Annotated in this window: 16 protein-coding genes; 10 read left to right on the top strand and 6 right to left on the bottom strand. The window is 73.0% G+C overall.

Annotation, left to right across the window (positions count from 1 at the left end; genetic code table 11):
• The first annotated feature begins 182 nt into the window (after positions 1-182).
• The 3 genes from RB614_RS14995 (at position 183) to RB614_RS14985 (ending at position 3,529) form a co-directional block, all read left to right on the top strand.
• Positions 183-1,073 carry an endonuclease domain-containing protein gene (locus RB614_RS14995; protein ID WP_308713096.1) on the top strand — a complete coding sequence of 297 codons (891 nt, stop codon included), beginning with the start codon at positions 183-185 and terminating at the stop codon, positions 1,071-1,073.
• A 267-nt stretch (positions 1,074-1,340) separates the two neighbouring features.
• Positions 1,341-2,735, top strand: a complete 1,395-nt coding sequence (locus RB614_RS14990; RefSeq protein WP_308713095.1) for a flavin-containing monooxygenase — start codon at positions 1,341-1,343, stop codon at positions 2,733-2,735.
• Positions 2,732-3,529 (top strand): alpha/beta hydrolase, encoded by a 798-nt coding sequence (locus tag RB614_RS14985; protein WP_308713094.1) that lies wholly within the window; start codon positions 2,732-2,734, stop codon positions 3,527-3,529. The genes RB614_RS14990 and RB614_RS14985 overlap by 4 nt, the downstream gene beginning before the upstream one ends.
• A gap of 425 nt (positions 3,530-3,954) precedes the next feature.
• Here the strand turns inward: RB614_RS14985 and RB614_RS14980 are convergent, their stop codons facing one another.
• Positions 3,955-5,370 (bottom strand): alpha,alpha-trehalose-phosphate synthase (UDP-forming), encoded by a 1,416-nt coding sequence (locus tag RB614_RS14980; protein ID WP_308713093.1) that lies wholly within the window; start codon positions 5,368-5,370, stop codon positions 3,955-3,957.
• A 235-nt stretch (positions 5,371-5,605) separates the two neighbouring features.
• Positions 5,606-6,382: a DUF308 domain-containing protein gene (locus RB614_RS14975; protein ID WP_308713092.1), complete on the bottom strand. Its 777-nt coding sequence runs from the start codon at positions 6,380-6,382 to the stop codon at positions 5,606-5,608.
• Positions 6,383-6,588: 206 nt separating this feature from the next.
• Here RB614_RS14975 and RB614_RS14970 point away from each other — a divergent pair, with 206 nt between their 5' ends.
• A complete protein-coding gene (locus tag RB614_RS14970) occupies positions 6,589-7,326 on the top strand; it encodes a lysophospholipid acyltransferase family protein (protein WP_308713091.1) in 738 nt (245 codons plus the stop codon).
• Between the two features lie 58 nt (positions 7,327-7,384).
• Here the strand turns inward: RB614_RS14970 and RB614_RS14965 are convergent, their stop codons facing one another.
• Both RB614_RS14965 and RB614_RS14960 read right to left on the bottom strand, forming a co-directional pair.
• The gene (locus RB614_RS14965; RefSeq protein WP_346434200.1) at positions 7,385-10,813 is read right to left on the bottom strand and encodes an ATP-binding protein; all 3,429 of its coding nucleotides are present in this window, start codon (positions 10,811-10,813) and stop codon (positions 7,385-7,387) included.
• A 110-nt stretch (positions 10,814-10,923) separates the two neighbouring features.
• Entirely contained in the window at positions 10,924-11,616 is a 693-nt protein-coding gene (locus RB614_RS14960; protein ID WP_173070968.1) for a Crp/Fnr family transcriptional regulator, read from the bottom strand.
• Between the two features lie 345 nt (positions 11,617-11,961).
• Between RB614_RS14960 and RB614_RS14955 the strand changes: the two genes are divergently transcribed.
• The 4 genes from RB614_RS14955 (at position 11,962) to RB614_RS14940 (ending at position 15,024) form a co-directional block, all read left to right on the top strand.
• A complete protein-coding gene (locus RB614_RS14955; protein WP_308713089.1) occupies positions 11,962-12,453 on the top strand; it encodes a polyadenylate-specific 3'-exoribonuclease AS in 492 nt (163 codons plus the stop codon).
• A 146-nt stretch (positions 12,454-12,599) separates the two neighbouring features.
• The gene (locus RB614_RS14950) at positions 12,600-13,628 is read left to right on the top strand and encodes a 6-phosphofructokinase (protein ID WP_308713088.1); all 1,029 of its coding nucleotides are present in this window, start codon (positions 12,600-12,602) and stop codon (positions 13,626-13,628) included.
• Between the two features lie 75 nt (positions 13,629-13,703).
• Positions 13,704-14,522: a pyrroline-5-carboxylate reductase gene (gene proC, locus RB614_RS14945; protein WP_308713087.1), complete on the top strand. Its 819-nt coding sequence runs from the start codon at positions 13,704-13,706 to the stop codon at positions 14,520-14,522.
• Between the two features lie 133 nt (positions 14,523-14,655).
• The gene (locus RB614_RS14940; RefSeq protein WP_308713086.1) at positions 14,656-15,024 is read left to right on the top strand and encodes a hypothetical protein; all 369 of its coding nucleotides are present in this window, start codon (positions 14,656-14,658) and stop codon (positions 15,022-15,024) included.
• A gap of 114 nt (positions 15,025-15,138) precedes the next feature.
• Here the strand turns inward: RB614_RS14940 and RB614_RS14935 are convergent, their stop codons facing one another.
• Entirely contained in the window at positions 15,139-15,561 is a 423-nt protein-coding gene (locus tag RB614_RS14935; RefSeq protein ID WP_308713085.1) for a hypothetical protein, read from the bottom strand.
• A 71-nt stretch (positions 15,562-15,632) separates the two neighbouring features.
• On the opposite strand from RB614_RS14935, the gene RB614_RS14930 reads away from it, so the two are divergent.
• On the top strand, positions 15,633-15,986 hold the full coding sequence (locus RB614_RS14930; protein ID WP_308713084.1) for a DUF2203 domain-containing protein: 354 nt from the start codon (positions 15,633-15,635) through the stop codon (positions 15,984-15,986).
• A gap of 76 nt (positions 15,987-16,062) precedes the next feature.
• On the opposite strand, the gene RB614_RS14925 is transcribed toward RB614_RS14930, so the two are convergent.
• Positions 16,063-18,540, bottom strand: a complete 2,478-nt coding sequence (locus RB614_RS14925; protein WP_308713083.1) for a toast rack family protein — start codon at positions 18,538-18,540, stop codon at positions 16,063-16,065.
• Between the two features lie 212 nt (positions 18,541-18,752).
• Between RB614_RS14925 and RB614_RS14920 the strand changes: the two genes are divergently transcribed.
• Positions 18,753-20,375 carry a glycosyl hydrolase family 18 protein gene (locus RB614_RS14920; RefSeq protein ID WP_308713082.1) on the top strand — a complete coding sequence of 541 codons (1,623 nt, stop codon included), beginning with the start codon at positions 18,753-18,755 and terminating at the stop codon, positions 20,373-20,375.
• The last annotated feature ends 193 nt before the right edge of the window (positions 20,376-20,568 follow it).

Genomic DNA, 20,568 nt, shown 5'->3' with positions numbered 1-20,568 from the left:
CCGTCCGCACCGCTGCCGCCAGCCGCCCACTACCAGCCGCTGGCCGCGGGCCCGACAACTCGGGGCGGGCGTGCCCCGGTACGTCACGCTGACGGCCCTGACCGTCCTGATCCTCCGCACCCTCCTCAACCCCGCCCCTGGGCGGGGCAGCACGAGACCGCACCAGCGGTGAACCTGGAGGGATGCCTAAACCTCCCCGGCGTCCGGCGGCGCTGGCCGGCAAGATCTTCCTGGCCCGCAACGCCTTGCGGCGGCGGCTGCTGACCCCCACCGAGCTGCGCAGTGCGGCGTGGCGGCCGCTGTTTCGCGGGGTCTACGCGGACGCCTCGTTGGCGATCACCCACCGGCACCGCTGCCTGGCGGTATGCCACTACCTGCTACCGGCCGGTGCCGCTGTCGCGGGCCGGTCGGCGGCGGCCCTGTACGGCGCCGGCGCGGCGGAGCCTGACCACCCGGTGGAGGTGGTGGTACCCCGCCACCTGCGGTTCGGCCGCTCGGCCGGCCTGCGCGCGCACTCGGCCGACCTGGTCGACGGGGATGTGCGTGATCTCGACGGAGTTCGGGTGACCACGCCGGTGCGTACCTGCTGGGACCTCGCCCAGTGGCTCGACCTCGTCGAGGCCGTGGTCGTCATCGACCTGCTGCTGCGAGGCCGGCTGTTGACCGTCGCCGACCTGCGGGCGTACGCCGCCCGGCGCCGGGGCGCCCGTGATTGGCGGCGGCTGCTGCGGGCGGCCACGCTCGCCGACCCGGGTGCCGAGTCGCCGCAGGAGAGCCGGTTGCGGGTGCGGCTGGTGCTGGCCGATGTGCCGGTGCCGGTCACCCAGTACGTGATCGAGCGCGATGGCCGGTTCCTGGCCCGGGTGGATCTGGCCTGGCCGGCGCAGAAGGTCGCGGTGGAGTACGACGGGCTGTGGCACGCGGGCCAGGACCAGATCCACCACGACCGCCAACGCCTCAACCGGCTGCTCGGCGCCGACTGGATCGTCCTGCACGTCACGTCCAAACGCCTCCGCGACGACCTCGACGGCGTGGTCGCCGAGCTGAAGGCCGCACTCCGCCGCCGCTCATGATCCGCGCAGAAACCAGGTTTCTGCTGTCAAAACCGGCGATGGTTACAGCAGAAACCTGGTTTCTGCTGTAACGCGACGCTGCGGGCACCGCGCGGGCGGCGCGGGTCGCGGGCACCCCAGAGGCCGCGCGGACGGCTTGAGCGGCGCGGACCGTGAGTGCAATGGACCGTCGCGTCGCATCAACCTTGAAACACTCGGTCCGGGGGTGGACAAAGAGGGCGGGCAGTCGAGAGGATTTCGCAGCCGCTATTTCAAGGAGAAGACTCGGTGACCACCTCCACCGACCATGACAGCGCGACCCTGTGGCGGGACGGGCGCCCGGTTTACGACCGGGGCGAGACAGTCTGCGTCGTCGGCGCCGGGCCCAGCGGCCTCGCCGCGGTGAAGAATCTCAGGGAGCACGGCTTCGGCGTCGACTGCTACGAGCGCGAGACCGGCGTCGGCGGGGGGTGGAATTGGCGCCACGACCGCAGCCCGGTCTACGCGAGCGCCCATCCGGTCTCGTCCAAGCCCCTCACGCAGTACCCGGACTTTCCGATGCCGGACGACTGGCCGGACTACCCGCACCACAGCCAGGTCCTCGCCTACCTCGAGCGCTACGCCGACCACTTCGACCTGCGGCCGCACATCTGGTTCGGCACCGAGGTGGTCAAGGTGGAGCCGGCCGACGGGATGCGGTGGGACGTGACCACGCGCAGCACGGGTGGATACGGCGCCGAGCGCACCCATCGGTACGCGGCGGTCGTCGTCGCCAACGGGCACAACTGGTCGCCCAACCTCCCGGCGTACGACGGGCTCGACGACTTCAAGGGCAGGGTGATCCACGCGTCGGCCTACAAGGATCCGGCCGAGCTGCGCGGCAAGCGGGTGCTCGTGATCGGCGGCGGCAACACCGGGTGTGACATCGCGGTGGAGGCGGCGCAGCAGGCGTCCCGCTGCTGGCACTCGACCCGCCGCGGCTACTGGTACGCGCCGAAGTACCTGCTCGGCCGCCCCGCCGACCAGTTCCACGACGCGATCCTGCGGCTGCGCCTCCCGCTGCGCCTGCGCCAGTGGCTGTTGCAGCGCATACTCCGGCTGGCGGTGGGCGACCTCCGGCGCTTCGGCATGCGGCGGCCCGACCACAAGGTCTTCGAGACCCACCCGATCGTCAACAGCCAGCTGATCTACCACGTCGGCCACGGTGGCATCGCGCCCGTGCCCGACGTCGCCCGCTTCCGGCAGTACAGTGTGGAGCTCGCCGACGGCACCGAGGTCGAGCCCGACGTGGTGGTCGCGGCGACCGGCTACCAGCCGAGGTTCGAGTTCCTGGCGCCGGAGGCGCTGGCCGCCACGGCGGAGGGGCGGCCGCGGCTGCACCTGCACGCGTTCTCCCGGCGGCACCCCACGCTGGCGGTGGCCGGGCTGATCGAGTCCGACTCCGGCATCCTCCCGCTCGTGCACTGGCAGACCGTGGCGATCGCGCGGTGGTTGCGCCTGCGCGAGGCGGCGCCGCAGCGGGCCGGCGAGTTCTGGGCCGGCACGGTGGCCAAGGAGCCCGACCGCCGCTGGACCGGCGCCAAGGTCAAGGACACGCCGCGGCACTGGTTCGAGGTCAGCCACGTCGACTACCTGCGGGCCCTGCAAAAGATGATCGACGGCCTGGCGGGAGCGCGCGCATGAGACTGATCCGCTTCGACGACTGGGCCAAGCCGGTGCCGCCGGTCCGTCGCGAGGTGCTCAGCGCCACCCCCGAGCTCGACGAGGGCAAGCCGCCGGTGCTGTTCGTGCCGGGCTTCGGGCACGGTGCCTGGGTGTTCGCCGAGTTCTGGCTGGAGCACGCCGCCGGCCGCGGCTTCGCGGCGCACGCGGTCAGCCCGCGCGGCCACGGCGGAAGCGCCGGCTCACCCAAAGCCACCCTCCGGGCGTACGCGCATGATGTCGTCCAGGCGGCGGCGAGCCTGCCCCGCCAGGCGGTGCTGGTCGGGCACGGCGCCGGGGCCCTGGTGGTCGAGCGCGCCCTCGCCCGCTACCCCGCGCGCGCCGCGGTGCTGGCCGCGCCGGTGCTGGGCGGCTGGGCGACGTTTGGGGCGGCAGTGCGGAGAAACCCCGGCGGCACGCTTCCGGCGATCTTCGGGGGGCGGCTGCGCCTCCGCCGCCGCCAGCTCTTCAGCCGCGAGGTGCCGGACGCGGTCGCCAAGGCCTACGCCGGCCGGCTGGGCCGCGCCTCCGCCCGCGCCCAGTGGCAGCTGCTCCTGCACCGCGCGCCCGAGCCGGCGGTGGGCGACCCGCCGGTGCTGGTCGTGGGGAGCCCCGACGACCGCGTGGTGCCGGCGTCCGCGCTGACCCGCGCCGCCCGCCGATACGGCGGCGCGCCCCTGCTCTTCCCCGGCATGGGCCACGACCTGATGCTCGACGCCCGGTGGCGCGAGCCCATCGACGCGATCCTCGACTGGCTGGAAAAGGGCGGCTCCTGAGGAGCCTTTCCACGATGGAGATTTGGGCTACCGCGACGTCCTCGGGAGCCGCAGGCCCCGGAGGCGGCAAAGCGTGGTGGGCGAGGCCATGTCGGGCCGGACGCGGTGCCCGGCCGGGTCCGCGGCCTGTGATCGAAGCTCCCTTCACGTCGTTCTAGCGACGTGAGGGGAGCTTCGATCACGGACGTGGGGGGGCGGGGAGCGGCGCGGGAGCGCCGCGCACAGACAGGTCGCCGAGCCCATGCACCCGGCGGGCTTGTCCCGCGGACCCGGCAGCGGAGGCCGGGGCTTTCGGCGAGCGCGAGCGAGCCGCCGGCCGCAGCGGTGCCCGCGGGAAAGCACCCCAAGAAAACGCTCCGCTGCGCTCCACGTTTCCCCGGGGGCCCCGCGCAAACGGTCTACGGCTGGCGCGGACCGGGGCAAATCTAGTCGGTGGTGAGGCGCGCGGCGAGGGAGCCGGTGTGGTCCAGGGCCGTGAGGTAGGAGCGGGCCCAGGCCTGGATGTCGTGGTCGCGCAGGTGCTCGCGCATCGCGCCCATCCGCGCGTTCACGTCGCCGGGCGCCGCCTCCTTGGCGTGCATGAGCGTCAGCTTCAGGCCGTCGAGGTCGTGCGGGTTGACCAGGTATGCCTGGGTCAGCTCCGCCGCCGCCCCGGCGAACTCGCTCAGCACCAGCGCGCCGCTGTTGTCGACGCGGGCCGCCACGTACTCCTTGGCCACCAGGTTCATGCCGTCGCGCAGCGGGGTGACGACCATGATGTCGGCGGCCCGGTAGAGCGCGGCCAGCTCGGCCCGGTCGAACGGCTGGTTGAGGTAGTGGATCGCCGGCTCGCCGACCCGCCCGAACTCGCCGTTGATCCGCCCCACCTCGCGCTCGACCCGGTCGCGGAGCACCTGGTACTGCTCGACGCGCTCGCGGCTCGGCACCACCACCTGCACCATCACGGTGTCGCGCACCTTGACGTGACCGTCGGCGAGCAGCTCGCTGTATGCCTTGAGGCGGTGCTCGATCCCCTTGGTGTAGTCCATCCGGTCGACGCTGAGGATCATGTGCTGCGGCTCGCCCAGGTCGACCCTGAGCTGCTTTGCCCGCGCGACCACGTCGGGACGCCCGGCGAGCTGCTCCATCTCGGCCATGTCGATCGAGACCGGGAACGCGCCGATGCGGACCACCCGGTCTTCGACGGCGATCCGGCGGTCGGTGGCCGGCACGTTGAGCACCTTGGCGCAGAGCTGGGCGAAGTTGTGCGCGGCCTGGGCCCGCTGGAAGCCGACCAGGTCGGCCCCGAGCATGCCGAGCAGCAGCTCGGCCCGGCGGGGGAGCTGCATGAACAGCTCCGGCGGCGGGAACGGCACGTGCAGGAAGAACCCGATCAGCAGGTCGGGCCGGAGCTCGCGGAGCATGCCCGGCACCAGCTGGAGGTGGTAGTCCTGCACCCACACCACCGCGCCGGGCTCCGCGATCTCGGCGGCCGCCTCGGCGAAGCGCTGGTTTACCCGCTGGTACGACTCCCACCAGCGGCGGTGGTAGACGGGCTGCTCGACGGCGTCGTGGTAGAGGGGCCACAGCGTCGCGTTGGCGAAGCCCTCGTAGTGGTCGCGCACGTCGTCGGCGGAGAGGGCCACCGTGTGCATGCGCACCCCGTCGACGTCGGGCAGGCTCGGTGCCGCGCCGGTGCCACCGGCCCAGCCCACCCAGGTCGCGGGCGTGTGATGGAGGATCGGGTGCAGGGCGCTGACCAGGCCGCCTGGGCTGCGTCGCCACTCACAGGCGCCGTCGGGCGCGACCGTGTCGTCGACGGGCAGGCGGTTGGCCACCACCACGAGGGAAGTCTGCCGCATTCGGCACCTCGTTTCGGCAGGGCGACGATCGGAAGAAGAATCCATCGACAAACCGCGCGCCATGGTCGGGGGAATTGGCGTGATAGGAGTATTCCTACTGACGCCAAGTTACACAAGCGTTACGTAACGGAGACGGCGGTAGATGAATTTCTCTGCCTCAGGGGTTGTGCGGCGGGAGGTTTCCGGGCCCCGGCGGAAATGTGGAGCGAAGCGGAGCATTTTCGTTGGGTGGTCTTCAGACCACGGCCCCGTCGTCGGGGTCGTCCTCCTCGTCGTCACCGGAACGGAGCCGCCAGATCAGCGTCACGAAACCGGCGAGGATCGCGGTGAACCCGAGCAGCGTCGTGATCCCCCGGTCGGCCGGCAGCAGGCTGGGGAAGAGGAAGAGCACGAAGCCGCCGATGATCGCGACGATGCCGAGCACCGCGTACCGCGAGATGCGGGGGAGGGGCGGTGGCGGGGGTGGCGTGTACCCCTCGTCGTCGTCATCACCGGGCAGATCGGCGCCGAACGTGTCGAGACCGTCCAGAAGGGACGGCTCCTCCTGCCGGCGGCCGAGCGTCACCCCGCTGACCCGGGTCGCGTCGGTCAGCGGCTCGCCCGGGTCGGCCGTGGGGCTCGGCGTGGCGTCTTCGGCGGCCGGCCACGGCGGCGTGCGCTCGGCGACGTCGGTGTGGAAGCCGGCCACGATGCGCTGCCACTCCGCCTCGACGTCGACGTCCACATCGCGCTCGGGCTGCGGCGCCTCGGCCAGCTTGGCGAGGTGGTCGCGGGCGACGTCGAGGTGGGCGCGGTCCACGTACAGCCGGTCGGTGGGGCGGGGCGGGATGGTCGTCGTACGGGTGACGGGGTTGAGGTCGGCGGAAGGCTGGAGGTAGGCCGCGATGCCCCCGGCGGCCAGGACGTCGAGGAGGTGCTCGCCGACCCGGGGGTCGACGTCGCCGGCCACGGCGTACTCGGTCGCGTCGAGCCCGTTGTCTCGCCGCCCCCGCCGGGCGCCACCCGCTGCCACCGCACACACTCCTCGCTGGCGCTCGTGGCGCCGGGTCGGCTCGGCTCGACGGCCCTCACCCGGGCGTGCGGGCCGTGCACTGAATCGTGACACGGCGAGGACTGGTTCGGGGAGTGCGTTGTGGCGCGGCGTACCCGCTTCGTAGGCTCATCCCGGACGGGTTCGTGCGCGGGTTGCGCGTGCGGAGCTCTGCGGGAAGGACGCCTGTGCTGTACTGGTTGCTCAAGTACATCCTGCTGGGGCCATGGCTCAGGCTGATCTGGCGGCCGCAGGTAGAGGGTCGCGACCACGTGCCGGACAGCGGGCCGGCCATCATCGCCAGCAACCACCTGTCGTTCTCTGACTCGATCTTCATGCCGCTGATGGTCAAGCGGAAAGTCACCTTTGTCGCCAAAGCCGAGTATTTCACCGGCAAGGGGATCAAGGGCTGGCTGGTGAAGATGTTCTTCGTCGGCACCGGCACGATCCCGGTCGACCGCTCCGGCGGCCGGGCCGCCCAGGCCGCGCTCGACACCCAGCTCCGCGTGCTGCGCGAGGGCAACCTGGCCGGCATCTACCCCGAGGGCACCCGCTCGCCGGACGGCCGCCTCTACCGCGGCAAGACCGGCGTGGCCCGGCTGGCGCTGGAGAGCGGCGCCCCGGTCATCCCGGTGGTGATGCTCAACGCCGACGAGATCCAGCCCCCCGGCAAGATCATCCCCAAGATCCAGCGCGTGAAGATCCGCTTCGGCCGCCCGCTGGACTTCAGCCGGTACGCGGGCATGGCCGGCGACCGCTTCGTCGAGCGGGCGATCACCGACGAGATCATGTACGAGCTGATGGAGCTCTCCGGCCGCGAGTACGTGGACATCTACGCCCAGAAGGTCAAGACCCAGCAGGCCAAGGCCGTCTCCACTCCCACCGACACCGGCGCCGAGCCCCCGCCCGCCCCGGTCGCCGCCTGACCCCGGCCAGCGCCGCCCGCGGCTGGCCGCGCCGGCTCCGGGGATCTCACGGCGGTGCTCAGGACGCGAGGATCGGCGAGTAGCTGGTGTCGGGGAAGGCGCCGTGCGCCAGGCGCAGCAGTCCGGGCGCCTGGTTGCGGTGGGCGAACGCCCGTACCTCCTGCAGCGTGCCGTCCGCCGCCGCGTGGTCGCCGCCGCGGCGCAGCTCGGCCGCGGCGAGCGCCAGGGCCAGCATCCGGTCGGTCGCGTCCGGGATGCCGGCGTAGATCTCCGCCGCCGCGAGGAGGCCGGCCGCCGGCCGGGCGGGGGTCGAGACCGTGTGCAGCGCGGCCTCCGCCCACGGGGTGCGGTGCGGCACCTCGGCGAGCGCGGAGCGCAGCGGCGCCGCCGCGTCCGGGCCGGTCAGGGCCGCCGCGTGGGCGGCCGCGGCCACCCATTCGCCGCTGGCCAGCGCGGGCACCCGGCGCCACGCCGCGACCAGCTCGTCGAGCAGGGCGGCCGCCTCGCGCCGCTGCCCGGCCAGCGCGCGGCACAGGGCGCCCAGGCCCAGCGCGGTCCAGTACGGGCGGTGGAAGCCGCTGCCGCGCGCGGTCTCCAGCGCCTCGTCGACGTCGTCCGCGTGCGCCTCGCCGCGGAGGATGCGCAGGACCGAGCGGACGCCGCGGACCTGCATGTCCCAGCGGCCGGTCGGGGTGTGCAGGAAGGCGTCGGCGGCGTTGAGCAGGGCCGGGAAGTCGCCGGCGAAGTACGCCCGCATCGCCTCGCCGGAGTACCCGGTCGCGAGTACGCCGGGGTCGGTGCCGCCGCCGAGCAGGGTGTCCGAGCCGAGCCAGTCGCCCTCCTCGCGCACCGCCCAGGCGAGGTTTTGCACGGCGCGGGGGAGGGCGAGCAGGCGGCGGTCCCGGCAGAAGGCGTGCACCTCGTACAGCTCGTCCAGCCCGGCCCGCTCGCCGGCCTGGTAGCGGGCGGCGGCCACGGTGATGCGGGCGTTGGCGACCACCTCGACGGCGCCCAGCCGCTCGGCCATCTCGGCCGCCGCCGTGGCCGCCTGGACGGCCGGTTCGCGCTCGTAGTTGAGCATGTGGAGGCGGCCCAGCTCGGCGTACGCGTCGGCCTTCTGCGCGCTGTCCGGCAGCGCGTCGAAGAGCTCCACGGCGCGGTCGAGGCTGGCCAGCGCGGCCGGGCGGTCGGCGCGCACCCAGGCGGCCTGGCCGAGCAGCGTCCAGGCGCGGGCCGCCCCGGCGTGGTCGCCGCCGGCGAAGAGGCGGGCGGCGAGCGCGGCCACCGAGTCGACGTCCAGCGTGCCCAGCCGGTGGAACGAGATCTCCGCCGCCAGCAGCTCCAGCCCGAGGCCGGGGATGCCGGGGAGCGCGAGGGCCCGTTCGGCGTGGGCGGCGGCCGCGTCGAGCGCGTGCAGCGCGTAGGCGCGCCGGGCCGCGCGGTGCAGGGCGCCGCGGGCGGCCGCGGCGTGGCGTTCGGCCCGGACCCCCAGCCGGCGGGCGATGTCGTGGGCCGCCCACCGGTGGTGGGCCAGGACCTCCGCGAGATCCGTGTCCCGGGTACGGGAGAGCGCGTCCAGCCAGTCGGCGGTGCGCTCGTGCCGGGCGACCCGCTCGGTGCGGGGGAGGCGGCGGTAGCAGACGTCGCGGACGAGCACGTGGCGGAAGCGGTACTCGGCCTGCCCGGCGATCGTGGACTGGGCCCGCTCGTGCACGAAGTCGCGCTGTTCGAGGCGGCGCAGGCAGCGCTCGACCCACTCGACCGGGCGGCTGAGCGCGGCGGCGACCGCACCGGGCCAGAACGAGGTGCCCACCACCGAGGCGGCCAGCAGCACCCGCCGGTCGTCGCCGTCGAGCAGGTCGATGCGGTTGGCGATCACGCCGTGGACGCTGTCGGGCATGGGCAGCTCGCGCTCGGCGTCCAGCGACCAGCCCCGCCCGGACTGGCGCAGCGTGCCCTGCTCGATGAGCATCCGCACGTACTCGTGGGCGTAGAGCGGGTTGCCGTCGGCGACTTCGACCAGCGGGCCGAGCATGTCGGCGGCGACCGGGCCGCGGCCGAACAGGTGGCTGTAGAGCGCGGCGATGCCGGTGTCGGGCAGCGGCGGCAGGGTGATCGCGAGGGAGCTGGTGCCGGCCCAGCCGGGTGCCTGGTCGAGCAGCTCGGGGCGGGCGGTGCAGAGCAGCATGAGCGGTACGTCACGGGCGGAGGCGGCCAGCAGCTCCAGGAAGCGGAGCATGGTGTCGCCGGCCCAGTGCAGGTCTTCGAAGACCAGCACGGTGGGGCGGCGGGCGGCGAGCGCGACCAGGAAGCGCCGCCACGACGACTCGGCCTCCTCGGCGGGCAGGCGGCTGCCGTCCAGTCCGACGAGCGGGCGGAGCGCGTCGACCAGCCGGGTGGCCTCCGCGGGCGGTACCAGGTCGGCGACCGCGTCCGACAGGCGGCGGGCCGCGGTGGGGGCGGTGTCGGTGTCGAGGATGCCGGTCGCCGCCTTGACGATGTCGGCCAGCGCCGCGAACGCCACGTCGTCGCCGAACGGCGGGCAGTTGCCGACGTACCAGGTCGCGGGTGGTGTGGCGAGCCCGTGCAGCTCCCGTACCAGGCGGGATTTTCCGATGCCCGCGTGGCCGAAGAGGGTGACCAGCTGCGGCGTGCGGTCCTGGAGCGCGCGTCGCAGCGCGTTGTCGAGGAGCCGCAGCTCGTGCTCGCGGCCGATCATCGGCGTCGCGTCGGGCGCGCGGTCGGCGCGGGCCGCCCGCAGCGGCGCCTCGGCCAGCCACACCTCGGTCGGCGCCGACCGGCCGCGCAGCGTCACCGCCGGGCGGGCCGCGTACCGGACGGCGGAGCGGGTCAGCGCGTACGTGGTGCCGCACACCAGCACCCCGCCGGGCGGCGCGACCGCCTGCATCCGGGAGGCGGTGTTGACCACGTCGCCGGCCACGATCGCCTGGCCGCCGTCGCGGGCGGCGGCCACGTCGACGAGCGCCTCGCCGGTCGCCACGCCCACCCGGAAGCGCAGGTCACCGGCGAACCCGGTGAGCACCCGCTGCAGCTCCAGCCCGGCTCGCACGCAGCGCAGCGGGTCGCTCTCGGTGGCCACCGGCGCGCCGAAGAGGGCCATCACCGCGTCGCCGATGTACTTCTCCACCACCCCGCCGTACTGCCCCACGACCCGGCGGGCGGCCGAGAAGAAGCCGGTCTGCATCCCGCGGACGAGCTCGGGATCGCTGCTCTCCACGTACGGCGTGAAGTCGACGAGGTCGACGAAGAGCACGCTGATCCGCCGGCGGTCCTCCTGCGGGGCCGCGGCCTGGACCGGGCCGACGGCCGCCCCGCATCCCGTGCAGTACGCCGCACCGGCCACCAGCTGCCGGCCGCACCGCGCGCACACCGGGCTGAGCTCGGCGCCGCACCCTGCGCAGAATCGGTCAGCTGCGGCGGCTGGCCGGGCGCACCGAGGGCATGGGGCGGTGATGCCGTCCTCCAAGAAGGTAGGGGCCCTTCTGTCGGATAGGGCGTGGGGCCCTTACCAGACCGAGTATCGCGGCGTCCCGCCAGCGCGGGAAGCGGGCAGTCGGCCGAATCACCCTGTCACAATCAGCGGTCGGCCATGCCCGCCCGGCGCCGCAGGGCCGCCACGTCGGTGACCACGATCCGGCGTCCTTCGGTGCGCAGCCAACCGCGGCTGGCGAATGAGCCGATGGCCTGGTTGACGCTTTGGCGGGAGCCGCCGGCCATTTCGGCGAGCTGGCTCTGGTTGAGCTCGATGGTGATCATCGGGGCCTGGCTCTCGCCGGCGAGCCGCACGAGCGTCTTGGCGACCCGGCCGGGCAGGTCGAGGAAGACGTGGTCGGCGTTCTGCTCGGTGAGGCGGCGGATCAGCGCGCCGAGGGAGCGCATGACGGCGTCCAGGATGCGCGGGTTGTTGTGCACCAGTTCCATGAACGCCGGCCGGGACAGGGCGAGGGCGGTGCAGTCTTCGATGGCTTCGGCGGAGGCGGACCGGGTGGAGGCGTCCAGGAGGGACACTTCGCCGAGGACGTCGGGCGGGCGCACGACGGACAGGACGGCGCGCTCGCCGGTCGGCGAGGTGCGAAAGACGGCGACGGCGCCGCGTTTGAGGACGATGAGCGAGTCGCCGGGGTCACTCTCGACGAAGAGGAGCTGACCTTTCCGGTACGTGCGCGGCACGGCCGCGTTGATGACACGCTGTCGCGCCTCGGGCTCGAGACCGGCGAACATCTCGACGCCCGTCAGTGCGTCGCCAGGATCCGGCAGGCGACCTTCCACGGTCCAACCCCTCCCCGGTAAGGACCACATTCCCGTTTCGCCCGCCATCGCGGCAGAAACAGGTCGAACACACAACAATCACCGCCAGTGGCGGGCCTGTCAACACCAGATGCCGTCCCGCGTGTCGTGTCCTGTACACCCGCGCGATCACATCGGCGACAGTCAGAGTCTCAGCATACGTGCAGGCTAGAGGAGCGATCCGTCGCAGGTGGGGGACTTTACGGGGGCCACGGCGGGTCCGGCGGCGGGGATGAGGAGCCGGCCGGGTAAAGCGAGGGGGGCTGCTTTACCCGGCCGGCTCGTCGCATTAGTACTCGATCGGGCTAGCGGGCATGATGACCCCCGATGGTGTACCGCTATTTCTACGACTGCGAGTTCATCGAGGACGGCCAGGTGGTCGACCTCGTCTCTATCGGTGTCGTCGACGAGTACGGCCGCGAGTTCTACGCGGTCTCGACCGAGTTCGACGACGCGAAGGCGGTGCCCTGGGTCCGCCGCAACGTGCTCGACCGCCTCCCCTCGCCGAGCGACCCCGCCTGGCGCTCCCGGGAGCGGATCCGGGACGACCTCCACCGGTTCCTGACCGAGCCGCTCAAGGGGCGGCCGCACGAGCGGATGGAGCTGTGGGCCTGGTACGCGGCGTACGACCACGTCGCGCTCGCCCAGCTCTGGGGGCCGATGCCGGCGCTGCCCCGGGAGATTCCCCGGTTTACCAAGGACCTCCGGCAGCGCTGGGACGACCGTGGCCGGCCCCATCTGCCGGACGCCGAAGCCGACCGCCACGACGCTCTGGTGGACGCCCGCCACAACCTCGCGCGGTGGCGGGCGATGGGTTGAACCCGGCCATCCCGCGTTCAGGGTGGACGACTACAGTGCGCACTGACGGCCCCGCCGCAGGGCCGGCAATGACGCCGACGGGCCATCTTCCTTCACCAGCCCATCAGATCTCGCTTCAGCAGCCCATCAGGAGGATTGAGGACATCATGCGTATCGGCGTGCTCACCGGCGGCGGTGACTGCCCTGGTCTCAACGCGGTGATCCGAGCGGTGGTCCGCAAGGGCGTGGCCACGTACGGGCACGAGTTCGTTGGCTTCCGGGACGGCTGGCGGGGTCCCCTCGAGGGTCTGACCAAGCCGCTGGGTATCGCGGAGGTGCGGGGCATCCTCCCGCGCGGCGGCACCATCCTCGGCTCCTCCCGCACCAACCCGTTCAAGATCGACGGCGGCGTGGAGAAGATCAAGGAAAACCTGGCCGGCCTCGGCGTCGACGCGCTGGTCGCCATCGGCGGCGAAGACACGCTCGGCGTCGCGACCAGGCTCGACGAGCTGGGCGTGAAGGTCGTCGGCGTGCCGAAGACCATCGACAACGACCTCAACGCGACCGACTACACGTTCGGCTTCGACACCGCGGTCAACATCGCGATGGAGGCGATCGACCGCCTGCACACGACGGCGGAGAGCCACCACCGCACGCTGGTGGTCGAGGTCATGGGCCGCCACGCCGGCTGGATCGCCCTGCACGCCGGCATCGCCGGTGGCGCCAACGTGATCCTGCTGCCCGAGCGGCAGTTCGACGTCGACCAGGTCGCCCAGTACGTCGAGAAGCGCTTCCAGCACCAGTACGCGCCGATCGTCGTCGTCGCCGAAGGCGCGCAGCCGCTCGACGGCCAGATGGTCCTGCACAACCAGGAGCTCGACTCGTTCGGCCACGTGCGGCTGGGTGGCATCGGCCAGTGGCTCGCCGAGCAGCTCGAGGCGCGGACCGGCAAAGAGGCGCGTACGGTCGTGCTCGGCCACATCCAGCGCGGCGGCACGCCCACCGCGTTCGACCGGGTGCTCTCCACCCGCTTCGGCCTGCAGGCGATCGACGCGGTGCACGAGGGCGACTTCGGCAAGATGATGGCGCTGCGCGGCACCGACATCGTCCGCGTACCGCTCAAGGACGGCACCGGCGAGCTCAAGACCGTGCCGATCGAGCGCTACACCGAGGCCGAGGTCTTCTTCGGCAGCTGAGACCCAGCGTCCGCAACGGCGCGCCGTCCCGAGGGCGGCGCGCCGTTTCCACGTTCGAAGAGGGAGGATGACCCCATGGCACCCGGAGTGCACGCCGTCGCCGTGATCGGCGCGGGCAAGATCGGTGAGCTGATGCTCTCCGGCCTGCTGCGCGCGGGCTGGCCGGCCGACAAGCTGCTGGCGACCACCCGCCGCCAGGCCCGGGCCGAGGAGCTGGCCGAGCGGTACGGGGTGCGCGTGGTCGACAACCTCACGGCCGTCGCCGAGGCCGAGGTGCTGGCGATCGCGGTCAAGCCGCAGGACGCCGGCGCGCTGCTCGACGACATCGGCGTCAAGATCCCGTCCGGCAAGCTGGTGATCTCGCTCTGCGCCGGGCTCCCGACGAGCTTCTTCGGGCGGCGGCTGCCCGAGGGCACCCCGGTCGTCCGGGTCATGACCAATACGCCGGCGCTGGTCGACGAGGCGATGACCGCGATCTCGGCCGGCCCGCACGCGACCGCGGCCCACCTGGCGCTGGCCGAGGAGATGTTCAAGCCGCTGGGCGCCACGCTCCGTGTACCCGAGTCGCAGCAGGACGCGGTCACCGCGCTCTCCGGCTCCGGCCCGGCGTACTTCTACCTGCTGGTCGAAGCCATGATCGACGCCGGCATCCTGCTGGGGCTGCCCCGCCAGGTCGCGCACGAGCTCATCGTGCAGACCGCGATCGGTTCGGCGGTGATGCTCCGCGACTCCGGCGAGCACCCCGTAAAGCTCCGTGAAGCAGTGACTTCACCTGCTGGGACAACGATTTCTGCGATCCGTGAGCTGGAAAACCACGGAGTCCGCGCGGCCCTGCTGGCGGCGCTGGAAGCGGCCCGCGACCGGGCCCGCGAGATCGCCCAGCAGAGCGGCTAGCGCGAAGATCAGGAACACGCGCCACTCTCAGGTGCTCCTGATTCATTCACGCGTTCATCCCTTCCGGGCCGCTCCGCGCGCTCCTAGTGTCATGACAGGGAGTAGTGATAGCGGCACCCAGGGAGGTACGGCCATGCGACGTCTCGCGGTGATCCTCGGCGGTGTTGCGGCGGCCCTCTGGGTCTCCGCACCGGCCTCCGCGTTCGCCCACGACAAGGTCTCCAGCCCCGTCCTGCACGCGGTGCTCGACGTGCTCGTGCTGGCCGTGGTGACGGCGCCGGTGTGGACCGCGTACCTCTGGGGCGGCCGGCGGCGGGGCCTGTTAGCGGCCCTCGTGGCGGTCGTCCAGATACCGGTGGCGGTCATCGCGTTCGTGCCGATCGTGCACCCGCTCGTGCACGCGGTCGCGTTCGTGACCGGGCTCGGCCTGACCGCCGCATCCCTGCTGTACGTGCGCCGGACCGCGTCTGCCGGGGTGCGGCCGGCGGGCGCACCACACTAGGCCCGCGCCCTATCCGGAGCGCGAGGGGGCGCCCGCCATCTTCCCCGCAGCAGGCGGGCGCCCAGGACGTGAAAGAAGTGCACAACTCGACAGAGACCCGGGGCAGCGCCCCGCTCAGGACCCGCTGTCGGCCGCGCACGCGGCCGGCGGCGGCCAAGGTCCGAGTCCTTCCGGCCCGCCGACCGCCGGCAGGACAGCTTCCGGACCAGGAGCGCGCGCCCCACCCGACGGCGGGCCGGTCACCGGTTCGGCGGGCAGGATGTGCTCGCCGAGCGTGAGGGCGGTGACCCGCCCGCCGTCGTGCACTCTGGCGACCGGCGGGCAGCCCTGGCGCGGCGGCTCCCACGAGCCATCCGGCCGGCGCAGCGCGTTGAAGCGGCAGTGCGCCTCACCCACGTACCCCCAGGCCATCATGAGCTCGGCCCCGGCGTAGCTGTAGACGCCGACGGTGAGCAGCCCCGACCCGCTGGGGCGGCGGTGGAAGCTGCCGCGCAGGCCGCGCACGACCACGCCGTCGAGGTCGACGTCGTCGATCACCTTGTGTAGTCGAAACCCCGACAAATCGGGCAGGTCCATGCCCGACTAACGAATGCACCATACTGTCGGACGTGTTCACTCTGGCCCAGGCACGCCACCTGCTCGCCACCCTGCGCCCGCGCGTCGACGAGCTGATCGTGCTCCGCGCCGACCTCGCCGAGCTGCATGCCGACCTGGCCGACGGCGGCACCAGCCCGCATGGTGGCCTGCCCGAGGTCAAGGCGCTGGAGGCCCGCATCTACGGCATCCTCGACGAGCTCGGCGAGCAGGACATCCAGGTCAAGGGGTACGCGCCGGTGCTGCTCGACTTCGCCGGCGAGCGGGACGGGCGGCCGGTGCTGTGGTGCTGGCTGGAGGGCGACCGGGACATCAGCTGGTACCACCGCCTGGAGTGCGGCTTCGCCGGCCGCCGCAAGCTCACCTAGGCGCGCGGTGTGATCAAAGCTCCCGTCAAGTCGCTCTAGCGACTTGACGGGAGCTTTGATCACCAGGGACAGCTGGTCAGCGGCGGTCCAGCTTCACCGTCCCGATGCCCTCGGCGGCGTCCACGTCGTACCCGGCTTTCGCCTGCGCCCACCCGTTCGGCGTGAACGTCGTACCGGGCGCGACCTTCGATCGGTTGAGCCGGTCGAGCGTGAGGTTGGTGACGCCCTTACCGATCTTCACCCGGGTGAGTACGCCCCGCGGCGCGTGCAGCAGCAGCTCGTTGAGGCCGCCGCGGAGCTGGATCGGCACCGTCGCGTCCGGCTTGGGCAAGGTCAGCTCCAGCCGCGTCGCCCCGCCCGCCATCTCCAGCCCGGAGAGTCGCCCGCCGCTCATGTCGACGGTCTGCGTCTTCGCGCCGGTGGTGAAGACCAGCCGCCAGGTCACCCGCGAGTTGAGGCGGATCTCGACCGCGCTCGCCCCCTCGCCGCGGTTCGACGTCAGCCGTACCGTCGTGCGGTCGCCCTGGATCGTCGCCCTGGGGATCGCGTCGTCGCTGTCCGGCGTGGTCACCTGGAAGAGGTTGTCGCCGAGGTCCGCGCCGCTCACCGTGACGGTCTCGGCGCCGCTCGCGAGCTGAAGCTCCCCCTTGGTACGGCCGCCGAGCGGCGCCGCGATCGTGTGCGAGCCTTGCGTCCCGCCGTCGAAGACCAGGCGGTAGATGGTGCCGGCGGCGACCACGGCCGAGGCGGCGACCGCCGCGGTCAGGGCGATCGCGAGCACCATCAGCGGCTTGCGCCGGCGCCCGCGCCCGCTGGGCCGCCCGCCGGTCCGCCCCCCGGTCGGCGGGCCGCTGGGCCGGGGACGGGGCTGGGGGCCGCGCCGCCGCTTGGCCGGGGGCTCGTCCAGGTCGTCGTCGGGCGTGATGTCCAGGGGCGCCGGCCATGCCTCGGGGACCGGGTTGTCGCTCGGCTCGGCGTCCGCCCACCCACCGTCCGGGGCCGCGGCCGGGGCGCCCGCGGGAACCGGGCTGGTCACCCAGTCGGGGCGCGCCTTCCGCTCGCCCCCGTCGCCCGTGCCGACGCGGCGCTCGCCGCCTCCGCCCCAGCCGCCGGGGTCGTCCGGCTCGTTGCCTGTGCTGACGCGGCGCTCGCCGCCTCCGCCCCAGCCGTCGCGGTCGTCCGGCTCGTTGCCTGTGCTGACGCGGCGGTCGCTGCCTCCGCCCCAGCCGCCGGGGTCGTCCGGCTCGTTGCCTGTGCTGACGCGGCGCTCGCCGCCACCGGCCCAGCCGTCCCGGCTCTCCGGCTCGTCGTCCCAGCCCTTGCGGCTACCCGGCTCGTCCCAGCCGGTGCGGCGGTCGGACTGGTCGGGGCCGCTGTTCCGGCCGTTGCGGGGGTCGGCCGGCTCGGGCTCGCTGTCCCACCCACGGCCGCGATCGGTCGGCTCGGGCCCGCCGTTCCAGCCGGTGCGGCGGTCGATCTGCTCCGGCTCACTGTCCCAGCCGGTGCGGCGGTCCGCCTGCCCTGGGCCCTCGCGGTCGGCCTGTTCCGGGCGGCCGTCCCAGCCGTCTCGCGGATCCGGCTGTTCGGGCGCGGTGTCCCAGCCGTTTCGGGGGTCGGCCTGTTCGGAGGCGGTGTCCCAGCCGTGGTCGGGCTGGTCGGGATTGGTGTCCCAGCCCGGCCGGCCGTCCGGTGGTGGCGCGGCGTCCCAGGCCGGGCCGGCGGGGGTCTCGCGTGGCGTGTCCCAATCCGGCGTGGCGACCCAGTCCGGCCTCTGCGGGGTCTCGGCGGCGAAGGCGCCCCGGTCCGCCGCTGCCGGCGCGTCCCAATCCGGGCCGGTGGCGGGCGTGCCCCGATCCGCTGACGCGGCGTCCCGGTCCGGGCCGGCGGCCGGCTCCCGGGGCTGGTCCCACTCCGGGGTCGGTGCCGCGGCCCAGTCGCCGCCGCGCTGGGGTGGCTCGTCCCACTCCGGACGGTCCGCCTCGCCATTGGGCGCGCCGTCCCCGCCGGGTGCCTCCCGCGGCGTGAACCAGTCCTCACGAGGGGCCTCCCGCGGAGGTGGCGGCGGGACGGGCGGGGTGCTGGCCCAGTCCTCGTCGTCGAGCGCGCCTTCCGGGGCGGCGGCCCAGGCCGGATGCGGTCCGGTGTTGCGGGGTGCCTCCTCGGGGAGGGCCGCCAGCCCGCCGTCACGGGGCTTCGTATCGCGGGACGCCGCCCACTCCTGCCGGGGTGCCGGGCCGCGGAGCGTGGTGAGCCAGTCGTCGCCGGCCGGCGCCGGCCGGTCGCCTGCACGCGGCGTCACGTCGCGGGGTGGGTCGTCACGTGGGGGCTTCTCCTGGGTCGCCTTCCCGCGCCGCCACAGCCTCCCGCGGGGCGGTTTCGGCGGCTTCGGGGGCTTGGGCGCCTTCTCCCGCCGCGACTTCTTGGCGGGTGGCGGCTCCTCGGCGGCGGGGGTCAGCTCGATCACCGACTCCACCGGTACGAAGGGCACGGAGCCCCGCTTGGGGTCGTCCTCGTCCAGCCACGACACAGTGCGTTCGCCTGGCTGGGCCGTCATGGGCCGTCCTCCCCTCGACTGGAGCGCCCGCCCGGGGCCACCGCTGGGGCTGTGCCGTCCGGGCCGATCGCTCACTCCTACGTACGTAGCCGGGGCGCCAGCGGTTGAGCCCTGCCGCGATCGAGAAATTCGCATCTTGACGAGTTCACACACGTGTGAGTAACGTCGCATCAACCTTCTGGAAAGTTTCCTAACAATTAGGGAGACGTCGGATGAGGAGATCCCTACGGCGTGCGCTGTGGGCCAGCACGGTGGTCGCTGTGGCAGTCGCCGCGATCCCCGTCGCGTCGGCCTTTGGCGCGGGCAGCGTCACCACCCAGTTCACGGCCAGCTCCGACTGGGGGAGCGGCCACGAGGTAAAGGTCACGGTAACCAACGGCTCGGACGCCTCCGTCGCCACCTGGCGCATCGAGTTCGACCTGCCCGCGGGCACCACCATCAGCAGCTTCTGGGACGCGGACGTCACCCGCACCAACAACCACTACGTGGCGACCAAGAAGAGCTGGGCCGGCAGCATCCCGCCCGGCGGCTCGCAGACCTGGGGCTACATCGGCACCGGTGCCTTCCGCGCCCCGACCAACTGCACCATCAACGGCGCGTCCTGCGGCGGCGGCACCACCCCCACCACCGCGCCGCCCACGAGCAACCCGCCGACCACCGCACCCCCGACCACCCCACCCCCGACGACGACCCCGCCGACCAGCCCGCCGCCGCCCGGTGGGCAGAAGCTCGTCGGCTACTTCGCCCAGTGGGGCGTCTACCAGCGGCAGTACTTCGTCAAGAACATCCACACCAGCGGCTCGGCGTCGAAGCTGACCCACATCCTGTACGCGTTCGGCAACGTCACCAACGGCCAGTGCGCGATCGGTGACTCGTACGCCGACTACGACATGGCGTACACGACGGCGAACAGCGTCGACGGCGTCGCGGACACCTGGGACGCCGGCGCGCTGCGGGGCAGCTTCAACCAGCTGCGCAAGCTCAAGCGGATGTACCCGAACATCAAGGTGATCTGGTCGTTCGGCGGCTGGACCTGGTCCGGCGGCTTCGGCCAGGCCGCGCAGAACCCGACCGCGTTCGCCAACTCCTGCTACAACCTGGTCGAGGACCCGCGCTGGGCGGACGTCTTCGACGGCATCGACATCGACTGGGAGTACCCGAACGCCTGCGGCCTCACCTGTGACACCAGCGGGCCCAACTCCTTCAAGAACCTGATTTCGGCGCTGCGTACCCGCTTCGGCTCCAGCGCGCTGGTGACCGCGGCGATCACGGCGGACGGCAGCAGCGGCGGCAAGATCGACGCGGCCGACTACGCGGGGGCCGTGGGCAATCTCAACTGGCTGATGCCGATGACGTACGACTACTTCGGCGCCTTCAGCCCGCAGGGCCCGACGGCTCCGCACTCGCCGCTCACGTCGTACACCGGGATCCCGACCCAGGGCTTCAACTCCGACGCGGCGATCCAGAAGCTGAAGAGCAAGGGTGTACCGGCCAGCAAGCTGCTCCTCGGCGTCGGCTTCTACGGCCGCGGCTGGACCGGCGTCACGCAGAGCGCGCCCGGCGGTACGGCGACCGGCGCGGCACCCGGCACGTACGAGGCGGGCATCGAGGACTACAAGGTGCTCAAGACCCGCTGCCCGGCCAACGGCACCGTCGGCGGCACGGCGTACGCGTACTGCGGCAACCAGTGGTGGAGCTACGACACTCCGGCCACGATCGGCGGCAAGATGTCCTACGCCCGTACCCAGGGCCTGGGCGGCGCCTTCTTCTGGGAGCTCTCCGGCGACACGACCAACGGCGAGCTCATCGGGGCCATGCGCGGCGGCCTCGGCTAGACCAACACGCAAGTCCCACACCCGGGGCGGGGAGCCAGGTTACTGGCTCCCCGCCTCGCCTCAGCAGGAGGCGCGAGAGGCCGCAGGAGAGGCGCGAGAGGCAGGAGCCGCAGGAGCCGCGGGAGGCCGCAGGAGCCGCGGGAGAGACTGCGGGAGAGGCCGCGGGAGGCCGCGGAAATAGAGTGCTGCCCGC

The sequence above is a fragment of the Phytohabitans maris genome (assembly GCF_031085175.1).
GTDB classification, from domain to species: Bacteria; Actinomycetota; Actinomycetes; order Mycobacteriales; family Micromonosporaceae; genus Phytohabitans; species Phytohabitans maris.
The sequence above is the reverse complement of the archived record's forward strand: the minus strand, read 5'-3'. Positions and strand labels throughout refer to the sequence as shown.

Coding starts and splice junctions, on each gene's coding strand:
- RB614_RS14950 (WP_308713088.1), top strand. CDS start 12,600: ATGCGTATCGGCGTGCTCACCGGCGGCGGTGACTGCCCTGGTCTCAAC.
- RB614_RS14920 (WP_308713082.1), top strand. CDS start 18,753: ATGAGGAGATCCCTACGGCGTGCGCTGTGGGCCAGCACGGTGGTCGCT.
- RB614_RS14995 (WP_308713096.1), top strand. CDS start 183: ATGCCTAAACCTCCCCGGCGTCCGGCGGCGCTGGCCGGCAAGATCTTC.
- proC (WP_308713087.1), top strand. CDS start 13,704: ATGGCACCCGGAGTGCACGCCGTCGCCGTGATCGGCGCGGGCAAGATC.
- RB614_RS14955 (WP_308713089.1), top strand. CDS start 11,962: ATGGTGTACCGCTATTTCTACGACTGCGAGTTCATCGAGGACGGCCAG.
- RB614_RS14985 (WP_308713094.1), top strand. CDS start 2,732: ATGAGACTGATCCGCTTCGACGACTGGGCCAAGCCGGTGCCGCCGGTC.
- RB614_RS14925 (WP_308713083.1), bottom strand. CDS start 18,540: ATGACGGCCCAGCCAGGCGAACGCACTGTGTCGTGGCTGGACGAGGAC.
- RB614_RS14940 (WP_308713086.1), top strand. CDS start 14,656: ATGCGACGTCTCGCGGTGATCCTCGGCGGTGTTGCGGCGGCCCTCTGG.
- RB614_RS14980 (WP_308713093.1), bottom strand. CDS start 5,370: ATGCGGCAGACTTCCCTCGTGGTGGTGGCCAACCGCCTGCCCGTCGAC.